Consider the following 13,611-nt stretch of genomic DNA (forward strand, 5'->3'; position numbering starts at 1 on the left):
GGTGCCACGGCACTTTATCAACCAACGGTTTTGCCCAAGGGTGGGCAAAAAGTGCGCTGTATGAGCGTGCTGATCAATCGTGTTGTTTATAACGAGGTTAAGTGATGACTATTTCTGTTAGTTACGAAGCTGCGCTCGGTGCTTACTCCGTCTCGGACTACCTGACCGACTGGGCACTGGGGTTCAACACTGCGGGTCACGGCAGCAGCAACACCGGCGGCTTCAGCAACGGCTCCCTGAGCGGCGACCAGTATTCGACCCACGGCGCCAACAATTCCGACTACGCGTTCATTGCCGACAGCAACACCAGCAACGGCCTGCACTACGTATTCAACCCGGCGCTGCCAGCCAGCCACAACGAAAACCACTACCTGTGGGGCAACCTGGATAACGTTCAACTGGGCACCGGCCTGGGCGGCGGCAATGGCAGCGACTTCACCCTCGATGCGTTCAAAGTGGCTTTCAACGGCCTTGACTTGAGCGCGGCACAAGGTGCAGGCCGCGTCGGCAACGACGTTCAGAACGTGATCTACAGCCTGATGCAAGGCAACACCTCGGCACTGGAAACCGTGCTCAACAACCTGCTGGACGACTTCGGCCTGTCCACCGCCAACACCTTCGACGAGATCTCGGCCGGCCTGGCAGCACACGCTACGGCAACCACCACCGACGTCGCCCTGGTAGGCGTGCAGGACGTTGCACAGGACTGGGCACTCGCTGCCTGATGTGGCTGCGCAATGAAAAAAGCGAATGGAAGATCGCTCTCCCATTCGCTGCGTAAACCCCGTCGTCGCCGTGAGTTTCGAAGGCCAGGGCGACGGCGGTGACAAATTCTGCGCAGCGGCGCGCGGCGTGTCAAACGCGGGCGGCGCTTCCCGATTTCCCCCATGAGACTCCCTCGATGCGCCATGCCGGCAACGAAACCCTGGCCGCTCTCACGGCCTATAAAAGTGGCTTCCTCAACATTGGCTTGTTTTCGGCAGTGATCAACCTGTTGATGCTGGCTCCGGCGCTGTACATGTTGCAGGTCTACGACCGGGTGCTGGCCTCCGGCAACTCGATGACCCTGTTGATGCTGACGCTGATGATCCTTGGCTTGTTCGGCTTGATGGGCGCGCTGGAGTGGGTGCGCAGCCAGGTGGTGATCCGTCTTGGCACACAGATGGACATGCGCCTGAACCAGCGGGTGTACGACGCCGCGTTCGAGGCGCAACTCAAGGGCGGTACCCAGGCGGCTGGGCAGGCGTTGAGCGACCTGACGACCTTGCGCCAGTTCGCCACCGGCCAGGCGCTGTTCGCATTTTTTGATGCGCCGTGGTTTCCGGTGTACTTGCTGGTGATCTTCCTGTTCCACCCCTGGCTCGGCGTCCTGGCGCTGGCCGGTGCGCTGATGCTGATGGCGCTGGCGTGGGCCAACCAGCACATCTGCCAGGCACCGTTGACTCAGGCCAATCAGCTGTCGATCAGCGCCAGCCAGCAGGCCACGGCCAACCTGCGCAATGCCGAAGCCATCGAAGCCATGGGCATGCTGGCAACCCTGCGTGCGCGCTGGTTTGCCCAGCACCAGGCGTTTCTGGCGGCGCAGAACCTGGCCAGTGAAAAGACCGCTGCCATCAGTGCCTGGTCCAAGGGCGTACGCCTGGCGTTGCAGTCATTGGTCCTCGGTCTGGGCGCATTGCTGGCGGTGCAGGGGGCGATTACGCCGGGCATGATGATCGCCGGCTCGATCCTGATGGGGCGGGTACTGAGCCCTATCGACCAGCTGATCGGCGTGTGGAAACAGTGGAGTTCGGCGCGCCTGGCCTATGACCGTTTGACCCTGATGCTGGCGGCCAACCCGGCGCGCACCGAGCGCATGAGCTTGCCGGCGCCCAGCGGCCAGTTGACGGTCGAGCAGGTAAGCGCGTGTGCGCCTGGCAGTCGTCGGCCTGCATTGGCCAACCTCGGGTTCAGCCTGCCTGCCGGTGACGTGCTGGGCGTGATCGGGCCTTCCGGTTGCGGTAAGTCGACCCTGGCGCGGTTGCTGGTGGGGGCCTGGGCGCCCTTGGCCGGCAAGGTGCGGCTCGACAGCGCGGACCTGGCGCAATGGGACAAGCAGCAACTCGGCCCGCACATTGGGTATCTGCCCCAGGACATCCAGCTGTTCGCCGGCAGCATTGCCGACAACATCGCGCGTTTCGACACCGTGGATTCGGACAAGGTGCTCGCTGCCGCGCAAATGGCCGGCGTGCATCAACTGATCCTGCAGTTGCCCCAAGGCTACGACACCCAACTGGGGGAGGGCGGTGCCGGGTTGTCCGGCGGGCAGAAGCAACGTGTCGCGCTGGCGCGAGCGCTGTACGGCGTGCCTGCGCTGATCGTACTGGATGAGCCCAATTCCAATCTCGATGAGGCCGGCGAGCAGGCCTTGCTCCATGCCATCACCTTGCTCAAGGCGCAGCGTCGCACGCTGGTGCTGATCACCCACAAGACCCCTGTGCTGGCGTTGACGGACCAATTACTGATTCTGCGGGACGGCCAGTTGCAGGCGTTCGGGCCCACGGCGCGGGTGCTGGAGGCCACGCAGAAACCGGCGGCCGCGCCGCCCAAACCGGTGTCGGCGATGAGCATGAGCTACCGCCTCGGTGAAGGAAAAAAAGCATGAGCCGACCTGTGCTTGTGACGGACAACAGCGTGCCGCCGGTGAACAACGTGCTGGCGCTGGACGATAAAAAATACGCGCGCCTGGGCTGGTTGCTGGTGCTCGGCGGGTTTGCCGGGTTCCTTGGCTGGGCCGCGCTGGCACCGTTGGACAAGGGTGTGGCGGTGTCCGGCAAGGTCATGGTGTCGGGGCACCGCAAGACGGTGCAGCACCCCGCGGGCGGGATCGTCGAGCGGATCGAGGTGCGCGATGGCGAGGTGGTGAGCGCCGGCCAGGTATTGGTCCGCCTGAAGGAAACCCCGTTGCGCGGGCAGATGCAGTCTTTGCGCAGCCAGTTCATTGCGTCCCGGGCCAGCGAAGCGCGCTTGAGTGCCGAGAGCGAAGGCTTGTCGGCCATCGTCTTCGGCCCCGAACTGCTGAACGAGCCTGAGGCCGCCGCCACCTTGAGCCTGCAACGGCAACTGTTCAGCAGTCGCGCCCAGGCCCTGGCCACGGAGCAGCAAGGCCTGCGGGAAACCATCGCCGGGGCCGAGGCACAATTGCGCGGCACCCGGGAATCCCAGGCCAGCAAAGTGCTGCAACGCACCGCGATGAATGAACAACTGCAAGGCCTGCGCGAGCTGGCGCGGGACGGCTACATTCCGCGCAATCGGCTGCTGGAAAATGAACGGCTGTATGCCCAGCTCGACGGTGCGATTGCCGAGGATTTCGGCCGCATCGGCCAGTTGCAACGGCAAGTCCTTGAACTGCGCCTGCGCATCCGCCAGCTCGGCGAAGACTTCCAGAAAGACCTGCGCGGCCAACTGGCCGAAACCCGCACCCGCAGCGACGACTTGCGCAACCGGTTGGCCTCGGCCGAATTCGAACTGGCCAACAGCCTGGTGCGCGCGCCGGCGACTGGCGTGGTGGTGGGGCTGGAGGTGTACACCGAAGGCGGCGTGATCAAGCCCGGCCAGGCGCTGATGGACATCGTGCCCCAGGGCGAACCACTGCTGGTGGAAGCGCGGGTGCCGGTGCAGATGGTCGACAAGGTGCACCCGGGCTTGCCGGTGGAGTTGCTGTTCTCGGCGTTCAACCAGAGCACCACCCCCCGCATTGCCGGTGAAGTGACGCTGGTGTCGGCCGACCGCCAGGTCGACGAGCGCACCGATGAGCCGTATTACACCTTGCGCGCCCAGGTCAGTGCAGCTGGCATGCGCCAGCTCGACGGCTTGCAGATTCGCCCGGGCATGCCGGTGGAAGCGTTCGTCAAAACCGGTGAGCGCTCGATGCTCAACTACCTGTTCAAACCCTTGATGGATCGGACTCACATGGCGTTGGTGGAAGAATGAAGGCGCTGTTATTCGGTCTGTGTTGTGCCTGCAGTGGATCGGTTCAGGCGCTGGGATTGCTCGACGCCTATGACTTGGCCCTGCGCAACGATCCGACGTTTCAGGCGGCAATCCAGGAGCGCGAGGCCGGCGAGGAAAACCGCATCATCGGCCGCGCCGGGCTGTTGCCGAACCTGTCCTGGAGCTACAACAACTCGCGCAATGAGTCCGAAGTCACCCAGTCGACGGCGGTGGGCAACATCACCAGCGACCGCGATTACCGCAGCTATGCCTCGACCCTGACCCTGCAACAACCGCTGCTCGATTACGAAGCCTATGCGCGCTATCGCCAGGGTGCAGCGCAGGCGCTGTTTGCCGATGAACGCTTTCGCAGCAAGAGCCAGGAACTGGCCGTGCGGGTGTTGAGCGCCTACAGCCAGGCATTGCTGGCCCAGGAGCGGATCGAGCTGAGCCGCGCCCAGAAACGCGCGTATGCCGAGCGCCTGCAACTCAATGAACGGCTGCTCAAGGGCGGCGAGGGCACCCGCACCGATGTGCTGGAAACCCAGGCACGCCTGAGCCTGGCCCAGGCCGAAGAGATCGAATCCCTGGACACCCAGGACGCAGCCTTGCGCGAGCTGGAAGCGATTGTGGGCCAGCCGTTGCAGATAGACGAGTTGGCGCCGCTGACTCGCCAGTTCGAGATCCCGCCGCTGGAGCCCAACCGTTTCGAGACCTGGCGGGAAATAGCGATGGCCAACAACCCGGAGCTCAAATCCCAGCACCACGCGCTGGACGTCGCCGAATACGAAGTGGAGCGCAAGCGCGCCGGGCACATGCCCAAGGTCAGCCTGTATGCGAGCAGCCGCCAGACCAGCTCGGATTCGGAAAGCAGCTACAACCAGAAGTACGACACCAACAGCGTCGGCATCCAGGTCAGCCTGCCGCTGTTCGCCGGTGGCTCGGTGTCGGCGTCAACCCGTCAGGCCGCCAATCAACTGTCCCAGGCCCAATATGAACTGGACGCGCAGACCGCCAGGACGCTGATCGAACTGCGCAAGCAATTCAACCTCAACACCAGCGGCGCGGCCAAAGTGCGGGCGTATGAAATGGCGGTCAGCTCGGCCACCGCCCTGGTGACGGCGACGAAGAAAAGCGTGACCGGTGGCGAGCGCGTCAACCTCGATGTGCTGGATGCCGAGCAGCAACTGTTCACGGCACGCCGCGACCTGGCGGATGCGCGGCATGCGTATCTGCTGGCGCGGATACAACTGAAGTATTTTGCAGGGTTGCTGAACGAGCAGGACCTGCGGGCGTTGGCGGGGTATTTCCAGCCATCGGCATGATGGCTATATCGGCTAACACACCGATCCACTGTGGGAGCTGTCGAGCCTTGGCGAGGCTGCGATGGCGGCGGGGCTGATGACATTTTTCTGTCTGACCCACCGCCATCGCGGCCTCGCTAAAGCTCGACGGCTCCCACATTTTGATTTTTGCAATGCTGGGGATTTAACGCCGGGTCAGCAACACACCCGATTCCATGTGGTGCGTCCACGGGAACTGGTCAAACATGGCGCACTGGGTAATCCGGTGCGTGTCATGCAGTTGCGCAATGTTCGCCGCCAACGTCTCCGGGTTGCAGGAGATGTACAGGATGTTCTCGAAGCGCCGGGTCAGCTCGCAGGTGTCCGGGTCCATGCCGGCACGCGGCGGGTCGACGAACACGCTGCCAAACTCGTAGCTCTTGAGGTCGATGCCGTGCAGGCGGCGGAACGGCCGCACTTCATTCAAGGCCTCGGTCAGCTCTTCGGCAGACAAACGCACCAGGGTGACGTTATCCACCGCGTTTTCATCGAGGTTGCTCAGTGCCGCGTTCACCGAAGTCTTGCTGATCTCGGTGGCCAGCACTTTGCGCACGCGAGTGGCCAGGGGCAGGGTGAAGTTGCCGTTGCCGCAGTACAGCTCCAGCAAGTCGTCACTGCGATCGCCCAGGGCTTCGAATGCCCAGTTGAGCATCTTCTGGTTCACCGTGCCGTTGGGCTGGGTGAACGCGCCTTCAGGCTGGCGATAGCTGAAGGTGCGACCGCCGACGTCGAGTTTCTCGACCACGTAATCGCGGCCGATCACATCGCGCTTGCCCTTGGAGCGGCCGATGATGCTGACGTTCAGGTCCGCCGCCAGCTTGTTCGCCGCCGTATGCCAATGCTCATCCAGCGGGCGGTGATAGCACAGGGTAATCATCGCGTCGCCGGCCAGAGTGGTGAGGAACTCCACCTGGAACAGCTTGTGGCTCAGGGCGGCGCTGGCTTGCCAGGCGGCCTTGAGTTGCGGCATCAACTGGTTGATGCGCAGGCTGGCAATCGGAAACTCTTCAATGAGGATCGGTGTGCGCTTGTCCTCCTGGGAGAACATTGCGTAGTGGCGCTGACCCTCTTCGCGCCACAGGCGGAACTCCGCCCGCAGGCGGAAGTTCTGCAACGGCGAGTCGAAAACCTGAGGCTCTGGCGCGTCGAACGGCGCCAGCAGGTCACGCAGGCGCGTGACCTTTTCTTCCAGTTGAACGGTGTAGCTTGCGGCGTCAAAAGTCATGCGTTGAACCAGCCCAGCTTGATCACAAACAGAATCGACAGGATCACCAGCGCCGGGTTCAGCTCACGGTAGCGGCCCGAAAGCAGCTTGATGGCGGTCCAGGCGATGAAACCGAAGGCAATGCCGTTGGCGATGGAATAAGTGAATGGCATCGCCAGGGCGGTGATCACCACCGGTGCGGCGACGGTGATGTCGTCCCAGTCGATTTCGGCCAGGCCCGAGGTCATCAGCACGGCGACGAACAGCAGCGCCGGTGCGGTGGCGAAGGCCGGAACGCTGGCCGCCAGTGGCGAGAAGAACAGCGCCAGCAGGAACAGGATCGCGACCACGACAGCGGTCAAACCGGTACGGCCACCGGCGCTCACGCCCGCCGCCGATTCGATGTAGCTGGTGGTGGTCGAGGTGCCCAGCAGCGAGCCGGCCATGGCCGCCGTACTGTCAGCGATCAGCGCACGGCCCATTTTCGGCATGTGGCCGTCCTTGCCCATGAGACCCGCGCGCTTGGCGACGCCGATCAGGGTGCCGGAGTTGTCGAACAGGTCGACGAACAGGAACGCGAAAATCACGCTCACCAGGCCGATGTCCAGGGCGCCCTTGATGTCCAGTTGCAGGAAGGTCGGGGCCAGCGAAGGTGGCATCGACATCACGCCGCCGAACGGGGTGAAGCCCAGCACGATGGAGGCGATGGTCACCACCAGGATGCCGATCAATACCGCGCCGCGCACTTTCAGGGCTTCCAGCGCAACGATCAGCGCGAAGCCGAGGGTGGCGAGGATCGGCGCGGGTTGTTTCAGGTCGCCCAGGCCCACCATGGTGGCCGGGTTGCTGACCACGATGCCGGCGTTGTGCAGGGCGATCAGCGCCAGGAACAGGCCGATACCCGCCGCAATCGCCGAGCGCAGGGGCAGCGGGATGCTGTTGATGATCCATTCGCGGATGCGGAAGATCGACAGCAGGAAGAACAGCACCGCCGAGATGAACACCGCACCCAGCGCCACTTGCCAGGTGTGGCCCATGTGCAGGACCACGGTGTAGGTGAAGAATGCGTTGAGGCCCATGCCCGGTGCCAGGGCAATCGGGTAGTTGGCGATCAGGCCCATCACGGTGGAACCGATGGCCGCCGCCAGGCAGGTCGCAACAAAGACCGCGCCCTTGTCCATGCCGGTCTCGCCGAGAATGCTCGGGTTGACGAACAGGATGTAGGCCATGGCCAGGAAGGTGGTGACGCCCGCGAGAATCTCGGTGCGCACATTCGTGTTGTGTGCCTTGAGTTGAAACAGCTTTTCCAGCATGCCTGCTCCCTGTGACGCTATCTTGCGTCGTTATTTGTTGACCTCTAAGTCAAAGCACAAACTGCGCCAAGCGCCTGTGGTTCCAGAGAGGATCGGAAAAAGCGGCGCATCATACCAGCAGCCGAGGGCCAGTGGCGCATAGGCTTGATCATGGCCTTGAGGCATACTGCGCCGACGTTTATTACAGGGTCATCGACAGCATGAAAAAAGCCAGCGCCTGGAGTCTAGCTCTGTTCGGTTGCATCGGCCTGTGGCTCGGTGCGGCACCGGCGTGGGGCGCGCCTGCACCGGCGTTGAGCGAGGTGCGGGTATTCAAGGTTCAGTCGGCCAAGTGCACTGAAACCATTCCCGAGCGGGCCGACAGCACCCAGATGTGCACGCACCGGGGGCAGACACTGGTGTACGTGATGGAAGTCGGCCTGGGCAACAGCCCACAGGCATTTTTCGACGGCGCGTCGGTGCCCCGTATCAGCACCACCGCCGTCTGCCAGGTGGGTTCCATCAGCCAGCCATGCAGCGGCGCGGGAACGTTGATGGGCTACATCTATACGTTCCAGCTGGATAATGTCGAAGCCGGCGGCACGTTCCAGTACAGCAACACCTCGATCAACCCGCCGCGCAACCAACTGGTTACCACCCTCAGCATTCGCTGATCGCCACCCATCAATTGCCTTGAACGCTCATAACCCCGGGAAGTCGTACCGCTAAGACGGCGACTTCCCAGAACGCCGCGATTGCACACCAATCCGTGAGGTGTTTATGAGCGCAACCCCCAATGGCGCGGCGGCCAAGCCGTTCGTCAGTCATCCGATACGCCTGACCCTCAATCGGGACCCCATCCAACTGGATGTATTGCCCTGGACCACCCTGCTGGACCTGCTGCGCGAGCAACTGGACCTGACGGGCACCAAGAAGGGCTGCGACCACGGCCAGTGCGGCGCCTGCACCGTGTTGCTCAATGGTAAGCGGGTGAACGCCTGCCTGACCCTGGCGGTGATGTGCGACGGTGCCGAGTTGACCACCATCGAAGGCCTGGCCTCGGGCGAAGACCTGCACCCGATGCAACAGGCCTTTATCAAGCACGATGCCTTCCAGTGTGGCTACTGCACGCCGGGGCAAATCTGCTCGGCGGTGGGCCTGGCCCGTGAAGGCCGTGCCCACGACACCGCGCAAATCCAGGAACTGATGAGCGGCAACCTGTGCCGCTGCGGCGCCTACAACAACATCCGCGATGCCATCGAAGAAGCCTTGCCGGCGTGCCGCGTGCAGGGAGGTGAGCAATGAATCCCTTCCATTACAGCAAGCCGGCCGACGTGCAGGAGGCGGTGCACCTGGTCAGCCCGGCGTCGCGGTTTATCGCCGGTGGCACCAACCTGCTGGACCTGATGAAAGAGAACATCAGCCGCCCGGAGCACCTGATTGATATCACCGGGCTGCCACTTCGCGACGTGGAAGAAACTCCCGGGGGCGGCTTGATGATCGGTGCCCTGGTGAGCAACGCCGACCTGGCCTGGCACCCGCTGATCGAGGAACGTTACCCGCTGCTGTCCCAGGCCATCCTCGCCGGCGCCTCGCCGCAATTGCGCAATATGGCCAGTACCGGCGGCAACCTGCTGCAACGCACCCGTTGCTACTACTTCTATGACGCCGCCGTGCCCTGCAATAAACGCGAGCCCGGCAGTGGCTGCCCGGCGCGGGTCGGTTTGAACCGCATCCACGCGATCCTCGGCGCCAGCGACCAGTGCGTCGCCACCCATCCTTCGGACATGTGCGTGGCCCTGGCCGCCCTGGATGCGCGGGTGCATGTGCAGGGCCGGGGTGGTGCGCGGGTCATCGAGTTCGCCGACTTTCACCGGCTGCCGGGCGATGCACCCCAGCGGGATAACCAGTTGGCCGACGACGAACTGATCACCACCATCGAGTTGCCTGCCGACCACCTGGCTGCCCACAGTCACTATCTGAAAATCCGTGACCGGGCTTCCTACGCCTTCGCCCTGGTATCCGTCGCGGCGGCGCTTGAGCTGGATGGTGATGTGATCGTCGACGCCCGCCTGGCCCTGGGCGGCGTCGCCCACAAGCCATGGCGTGATCGCGCGGTGGAAGCCGCGCTGATCGGCCAGTCCGTCAGCCGCGAAACCTTCAGCACTGCCGCCGAAACCCTGCTGCTGGACGCCGAGCCGCTGGAGCACAACGGCTTCAAGATCAAACTGGCACGCCGCGCGATCATTCGCGCCCTGAGCGATGCCGCTGTTGCAGGAGCCACGTCATGAGCGCAATCGGCAAACCGTTGGACCGGGTCGACGGTCTGCTCAAGGTCACCGGGCAAGCGCGCTATGCCGGTGAGTTTCCCGAGGATGGCTTGCTGCACGGCAGCGTGGTGTCGAGCAACATCGCCAAGGGCCGGGTCATCCGCATTGATGCGTCCCAAGCCCTGGCGCTGCCCGGTGTGGTGATGGTGCTTGATCACCTCAACCGCCCGAAACTGGCCAGCTACGACGACAGCTACGCCGATGCCGATGCTGCCGACGGCTCGCCGTTTCGCCCGCTGTACAACGACCGCGTGCTCTACAGCGGCCAGCCGTTGGCATTGGTGATTGCCGACAACCTGGAGCTGGCGCGCCACGCCGGTTCCCTGGTGCAGATCGAATACGCCGCCGAGCCTGCCGAGACCGATCTGCTGGCCTTGCAGGAGCAGGCGCACCCGTCGCCGCAAACACCGCCCAAGCCGCGCGGCAACTTCCAGGCCGAATGGACCGGCGCCGCCACGAGCCTGGACCTGCACTACAGCACGCCCATCGAACACCATAACCCCATGGAACCCCACGCCAGTACCGTGCTGTATCAGCCGGACGGCACCCTGCATATCCACGACAAGACCCAGGGCCCGCAGAACTGCCAGGCCTATGTGCAGAAAGTCTTCGGCCTGGATAAAAGCCAGGTGCGGATCTTCGCCGCGTTCGTCGGCGGCGCCTTTGGTTCCGGTCTGCGCCCGCAGTACCAGTTGCCGCTGGCAGTGATGGCATCGCTGGCCCTGAAGCGTTCGGTGCGCGTCACCCTCACGCGCCAGCAGATGTTCACCTTCGGTTATCGCCCGCGCACCTTGCAGCGCCTGCAACTGGGTGCTGCCGCCAATGGCCGCTTGCTTGCCCTGGGCCACACCGCCATCGGCCAGACCTCGCGCTTCGAGGACTTCAGCGAACACGTGGTGGAATGGAGCGGCATGCTCTATCACTGCGATAACGTGCTGCTGACCTACAAGCTGGTGCCGCTGGACGTGTTCACACCGCTGGACATGCGCGCCCCCGGCGCAGCGCTGGGGGTGATCGGCCTGGAATGCGCCATGGATGAACTGGCCTGCGCCCTGGGCATCGACCCGGTGCAATTGCGGCTGATCAACTATGCCGAGCGCAATCAGAACGAAGACAAGCCCTGGTCCAGCAAAGCGTTGCGCGAATGCTACAGCGAAGGTGCCGAGCGTTTTGGCTGGAGCCAGCGCAACCCGGAGCCGCGAAGCATGCGCGATGGTCGCCAACTTATCGGTTGGGGCATGGCCGGCGGGGTGTGGGAGGCCCTGCAAATGAAAGCCAGCGCCAAGGCGCGGATCGACCACCTGGGCAAGCTCACGGTCAGCAGTGCCACCACCGATATCGGCACCGGCACTTACACGGTCATGGCGCAGATCGCCGCCCAGGCCAGCGGCGTGCCGGTAGGCGATGTGACGTTCCTGCTGGGGGATTCATCGCTGCCGACGGCGCCGTTGCAGGGCGGCTCGTTTACCGTGTCGTCGGTGGGCAGCGCGGTGCAACAGGCCTGTGAAGCGTTGAACGCCAAGCTGTTGGACATTGCGCGCAAGACGTACCCGGCGTTCAAAGACGCTGAGTCGGCGCGGTTTGAGAACGGCCAGATGCACGCCGGTGACCAGCGCATCTCCCTGGCGCAATTGGTGCAAGACAGCGGCGAGCAGGCGCTGGAAGTGCAGGTGGATTGCGAGCCGGGCAAACAGCGCGAAGGCTATGCCTCTGCCACGCATTCGGCGGTGTTTGTCGAAGTGCGGGTGGATGAGGACCTGGGCACCATCAAGGTCAGCCGGGTGGTCAGTGCGATTGCGGCCGGGCGGGTGGTCAATCCGAAGATGGCCCGTAGCCAGATTCTCGGCGGTGTGGTCTGGGGCATCGGCATGGCGTTGCATGAGGAGACCCAGGTCGATCACGCATTGGGTCGCTCCATGAACCACAGCCTGGCCGAATACCACATTCCGGTAAACGCGGATATCGGCGAGATTGATGTGCTGTTTGTCGAAGAACACGACGAGATCGTCAACGCCCTTGGGTCCAAGGGCGTCGGCGAGATCGGGATAGTCGGGGTGGCGGCGGCGGTGGCCAACGCGGTGTATCACGCCACCGGCAAGCGGGTGCGGGACTTTCCCGTCACCCTCGACAAGGTCTTCTAAACCTTGGCGGGCTCTTCCACCGGCACATGCATGCGGTCGCGGTTGGCCAGGGTCGGGAACAGTTTGATCCAGACCCCGGTCACCACCAGCGTGCCGATGCCGCCCATGACCACGGCGGGCACGGTGCCGAACCAGTGGGCGGTGATCCCGGACTCGAACTCGCCCAACTGATTCGACGCGCCGATAAACAGCCCGTTGACCGCGCTCACCCGGCCGCGCATTTCGTCCGGGGTTTCCAGTTGCACGAACGAGGCGCGGATCACCATGCTGATCATGTCCGCTGCGCCCAATACCACCAGTACCGCCAGGGAGAACCAGAACGAGGTCGACAGGCCGAACGCGATGGTGGCTACGCCAAACACCCCGACCGCCGTAAACATGATCCGCCCCACATGCCGGTCGACGGCAAACCGCGCCAGCCACAACGACATCAACAACGCCCCGACCGCTGGCGCCGAGCGCAGCAGCCCAAGGCCCCACGGCCCGGTCAGCAAAATGTCCTTGGCGAACACCGGCAGCAAGGCCGTGGCGCCGCCCAGCAATACGGCGAACAGGTCCAGGGAAATCGCGCCGAGGATGTCCGGCCGACTGCGGATAAAACGAATCCCGGCCAGCAACGAATCCATGGTCGCCTTGGCCTTGTTCAGCGGCGTCTGGCGCGCGGGCAGGTTGAGGGTCAGCACGCAGGCGATCAGGTACAGCACCACCGTGGGGCCGTAGACCCAGACACTGCCAAAGGCGTACAGCAGACCGCCCAGCGCCGGCGCCACGATGGTGGCCAATTGCTGCGCCGACTGCGACGACGCCACGGCGCGGGGAAACAGTGCAGTGGGCACGATGCTCGGCAGCAGGGCCTGGGTGGTGGGCATTTCAAACGAGCGGGCTGCGCCCAGCAGGAATGCCAGGATAAAAATCATCTCGCGGGTGACATTGCCGGTCAGCCCGCCGATTGCCAGGGATAGCGCGATCAGCGCTTGAACGGTCTGGCAGATGGCTGCGACCTTGCGCCGTTCATAGCGATCGGCCACATGGCCGGTGTGCAGCATGAACAGTACCCGCGGTACGAACTCCACCAGGCCGACCAAACCCAGGTCCAGCACGTTGCCGGTCAGTTGGTAGAGGTTCCAGCCGATGGCCACGGTGAGCATCTGGAAACCGCTGGCGGTGAAGATCCGCGCCAGCCAGAACGCGATGAAAGGGCGGTGGTGACGTAACAGCAGCGCGGGTTCACTGGGCATCGGGGAGACGGGTCTGGGTGGGGGGAACGGTGAGGTTATCACCAACTTGTAACCAATAGTTGCGTAGGAGGGTTGGGCGGGGGATATGGGC

At 63.7% G+C, this 13,611-nt stretch carries 11 protein-coding genes; 8 read left to right on the forward strand and 3 right to left on the reverse strand.

Going from position 1 to position 13,611, the window contains the following annotated elements; all coding sequences use genetic code 11:
• The first annotated feature begins 104 nt into the window (after positions 1–104).
• From HX873_RS22550 to HX873_RS22565, 4 genes are all read left to right on the forward strand, one after another.
• Entirely contained in the window at positions 105–725 is a 621-nt protein-coding gene (locus HX873_RS22550; protein ID WP_003215551.1) for a heme acquisition protein HasA, read from the forward strand.
• Positions 726–901: 176 nt separating this feature from the next.
• Positions 902–2,644 (forward strand): type I secretion system permease/ATPase, encoded by a 1,743-nt coding sequence (locus tag HX873_RS22555; RefSeq protein ID WP_177123225.1) that lies wholly within the window; start codon positions 902–904, stop codon positions 2,642–2,644.
• Entirely contained in the window at positions 2,641–3,972 is a 1,332-nt protein-coding gene (locus HX873_RS22560; RefSeq protein WP_087693549.1) for an HlyD family type I secretion periplasmic adaptor subunit, read from the forward strand. The genes HX873_RS22555 and HX873_RS22560 overlap by 4 nt, the downstream gene beginning before the upstream one ends.
• The gene (locus tag HX873_RS22565; protein ID WP_177123226.1) at positions 3,969–5,297 is read left to right on the forward strand and encodes a TolC family outer membrane protein; all 1,329 of its coding nucleotides are present in this window, start codon (positions 3,969–3,971) and stop codon (positions 5,295–5,297) included. Before HX873_RS22560 ends, HX873_RS22565 begins: the two co-directional genes overlap by 4 nt.
• 163 nt (positions 5,298–5,460) lie before the next feature.
• Here the strand turns inward: HX873_RS22565 and trmA are convergent, their stop codons facing one another.
• Both trmA and HX873_RS22575 read right to left on the reverse strand, forming a co-directional pair.
• Positions 5,461–6,540: a tRNA (uridine(54)-C5)-methyltransferase TrmA gene (gene trmA / locus HX873_RS22570; RefSeq protein ID WP_102605483.1), complete on the reverse strand. Its 1,080-nt coding sequence runs from the start codon at positions 6,538–6,540 to the stop codon at positions 5,461–5,463.
• The gene (locus HX873_RS22575; RefSeq protein ID WP_003215557.1) at positions 6,537–7,832 is read right to left on the reverse strand and encodes an NCS2 family permease; all 1,296 of its coding nucleotides are present in this window, start codon (positions 7,830–7,832) and stop codon (positions 6,537–6,539) included. The genes trmA and HX873_RS22575 overlap by 4 nt, the downstream gene beginning before the upstream one ends.
• A gap of 200 nt (positions 7,833–8,032) precedes the next feature.
• Between HX873_RS22575 and HX873_RS22580 the strand changes: the two genes are divergently transcribed.
• The 4 genes from HX873_RS22580 (at position 8,033) to HX873_RS22595 (ending at position 12,282) form a co-directional block, all read left to right on the forward strand.
• Positions 8,033–8,485: a DUF4879 domain-containing protein gene (locus HX873_RS22580; RefSeq protein ID WP_177123227.1), complete on the forward strand. Its 453-nt coding sequence runs from the start codon at positions 8,033–8,035 to the stop codon at positions 8,483–8,485.
• Between the two features lie 106 nt (positions 8,486–8,591).
• Positions 8,592–9,116, forward strand: a complete 525-nt coding sequence (locus tag HX873_RS22585; RefSeq protein WP_256344191.1) for a (2Fe-2S)-binding protein — start codon at positions 8,592–8,594, stop codon at positions 9,114–9,116.
• Positions 9,113–10,102 (forward strand): xanthine dehydrogenase family protein subunit M, encoded by a 990-nt coding sequence (locus HX873_RS22590; RefSeq protein WP_177123228.1) that lies wholly within the window; start codon positions 9,113–9,115, stop codon positions 10,100–10,102. Before HX873_RS22585 ends, HX873_RS22590 begins: the two co-directional genes overlap by 4 nt.
• Entirely contained in the window at positions 10,099–12,282 is a 2,184-nt protein-coding gene (locus tag HX873_RS22595) for a xanthine dehydrogenase family protein molybdopterin-binding subunit (protein ID WP_008436635.1), read from the forward strand. Before HX873_RS22590 ends, HX873_RS22595 begins: the two co-directional genes overlap by 4 nt.
• Here the strand turns inward: HX873_RS22595 and HX873_RS22600 are convergent.
• Positions 12,279–13,520 carry an MFS transporter gene (locus tag HX873_RS22600; RefSeq protein WP_063026986.1) on the reverse strand — a complete coding sequence of 414 codons (1,242 nt, stop codon included), beginning with the start codon at positions 13,518–13,520 and terminating at the stop codon, positions 12,279–12,281. The genes HX873_RS22595 and HX873_RS22600 overlap by 4 nt on opposite strands.
• Between the last annotated feature and the right edge of the window lie 91 nt (positions 13,521–13,611).

It is taken from the genome of Pseudomonas sp. P7758, assembly GCF_013386485.1.
In the GTDB taxonomy this organism is placed as follows: Bacteria; Pseudomonadota; Gammaproteobacteria; order Pseudomonadales; family Pseudomonadaceae; genus Aquipseudomonas.

Coding starts and splice junctions, on each gene's coding strand:
- HX873_RS22550 (WP_003215551.1), top strand. CDS start 105: ATGACTATTTCTGTTAGTTACGAAGCTGCGCTCGGTGCTTACTCCGTC.
- HX873_RS22555 (WP_177123225.1), top strand. CDS start 902: ATGCGCCATGCCGGCAACGAAACCCTGGCCGCTCTCACGGCCTATAAA.
- HX873_RS22560 (WP_087693549.1), top strand. CDS start 2,641: ATGAGCCGACCTGTGCTTGTGACGGACAACAGCGTGCCGCCGGTGAAC.
- HX873_RS22565 (WP_177123226.1), top strand. CDS start 3,969: ATGAAGGCGCTGTTATTCGGTCTGTGTTGTGCCTGCAGTGGATCGGTT.
- trmA (WP_102605483.1), bottom strand. CDS start 6,540: ATGACTTTTGACGCCGCAAGCTACACCGTTCAACTGGAAGAAAAGGTC.
- HX873_RS22575 (WP_003215557.1), bottom strand. CDS start 7,832: ATGCTGGAAAAGCTGTTTCAACTCAAGGCACACAACACGAATGTGCGC.
- HX873_RS22580 (WP_177123227.1), top strand. CDS start 8,033: ATGAAAAAAGCCAGCGCCTGGAGTCTAGCTCTGTTCGGTTGCATCGGC.
- HX873_RS22585 (WP_256344191.1), top strand. CDS start 8,592: ATGAGCGCAACCCCCAATGGCGCGGCGGCCAAGCCGTTCGTCAGTCAT.
- HX873_RS22590 (WP_177123228.1), top strand. CDS start 9,113: ATGAATCCCTTCCATTACAGCAAGCCGGCCGACGTGCAGGAGGCGGTG.
- HX873_RS22595 (WP_008436635.1), top strand. CDS start 10,099: ATGAGCGCAATCGGCAAACCGTTGGACCGGGTCGACGGTCTGCTCAAG.
- HX873_RS22600 (WP_063026986.1), bottom strand. CDS start 13,520: ATGCCCAGTGAACCCGCGCTGCTGTTACGTCACCACCGCCCTTTCATC.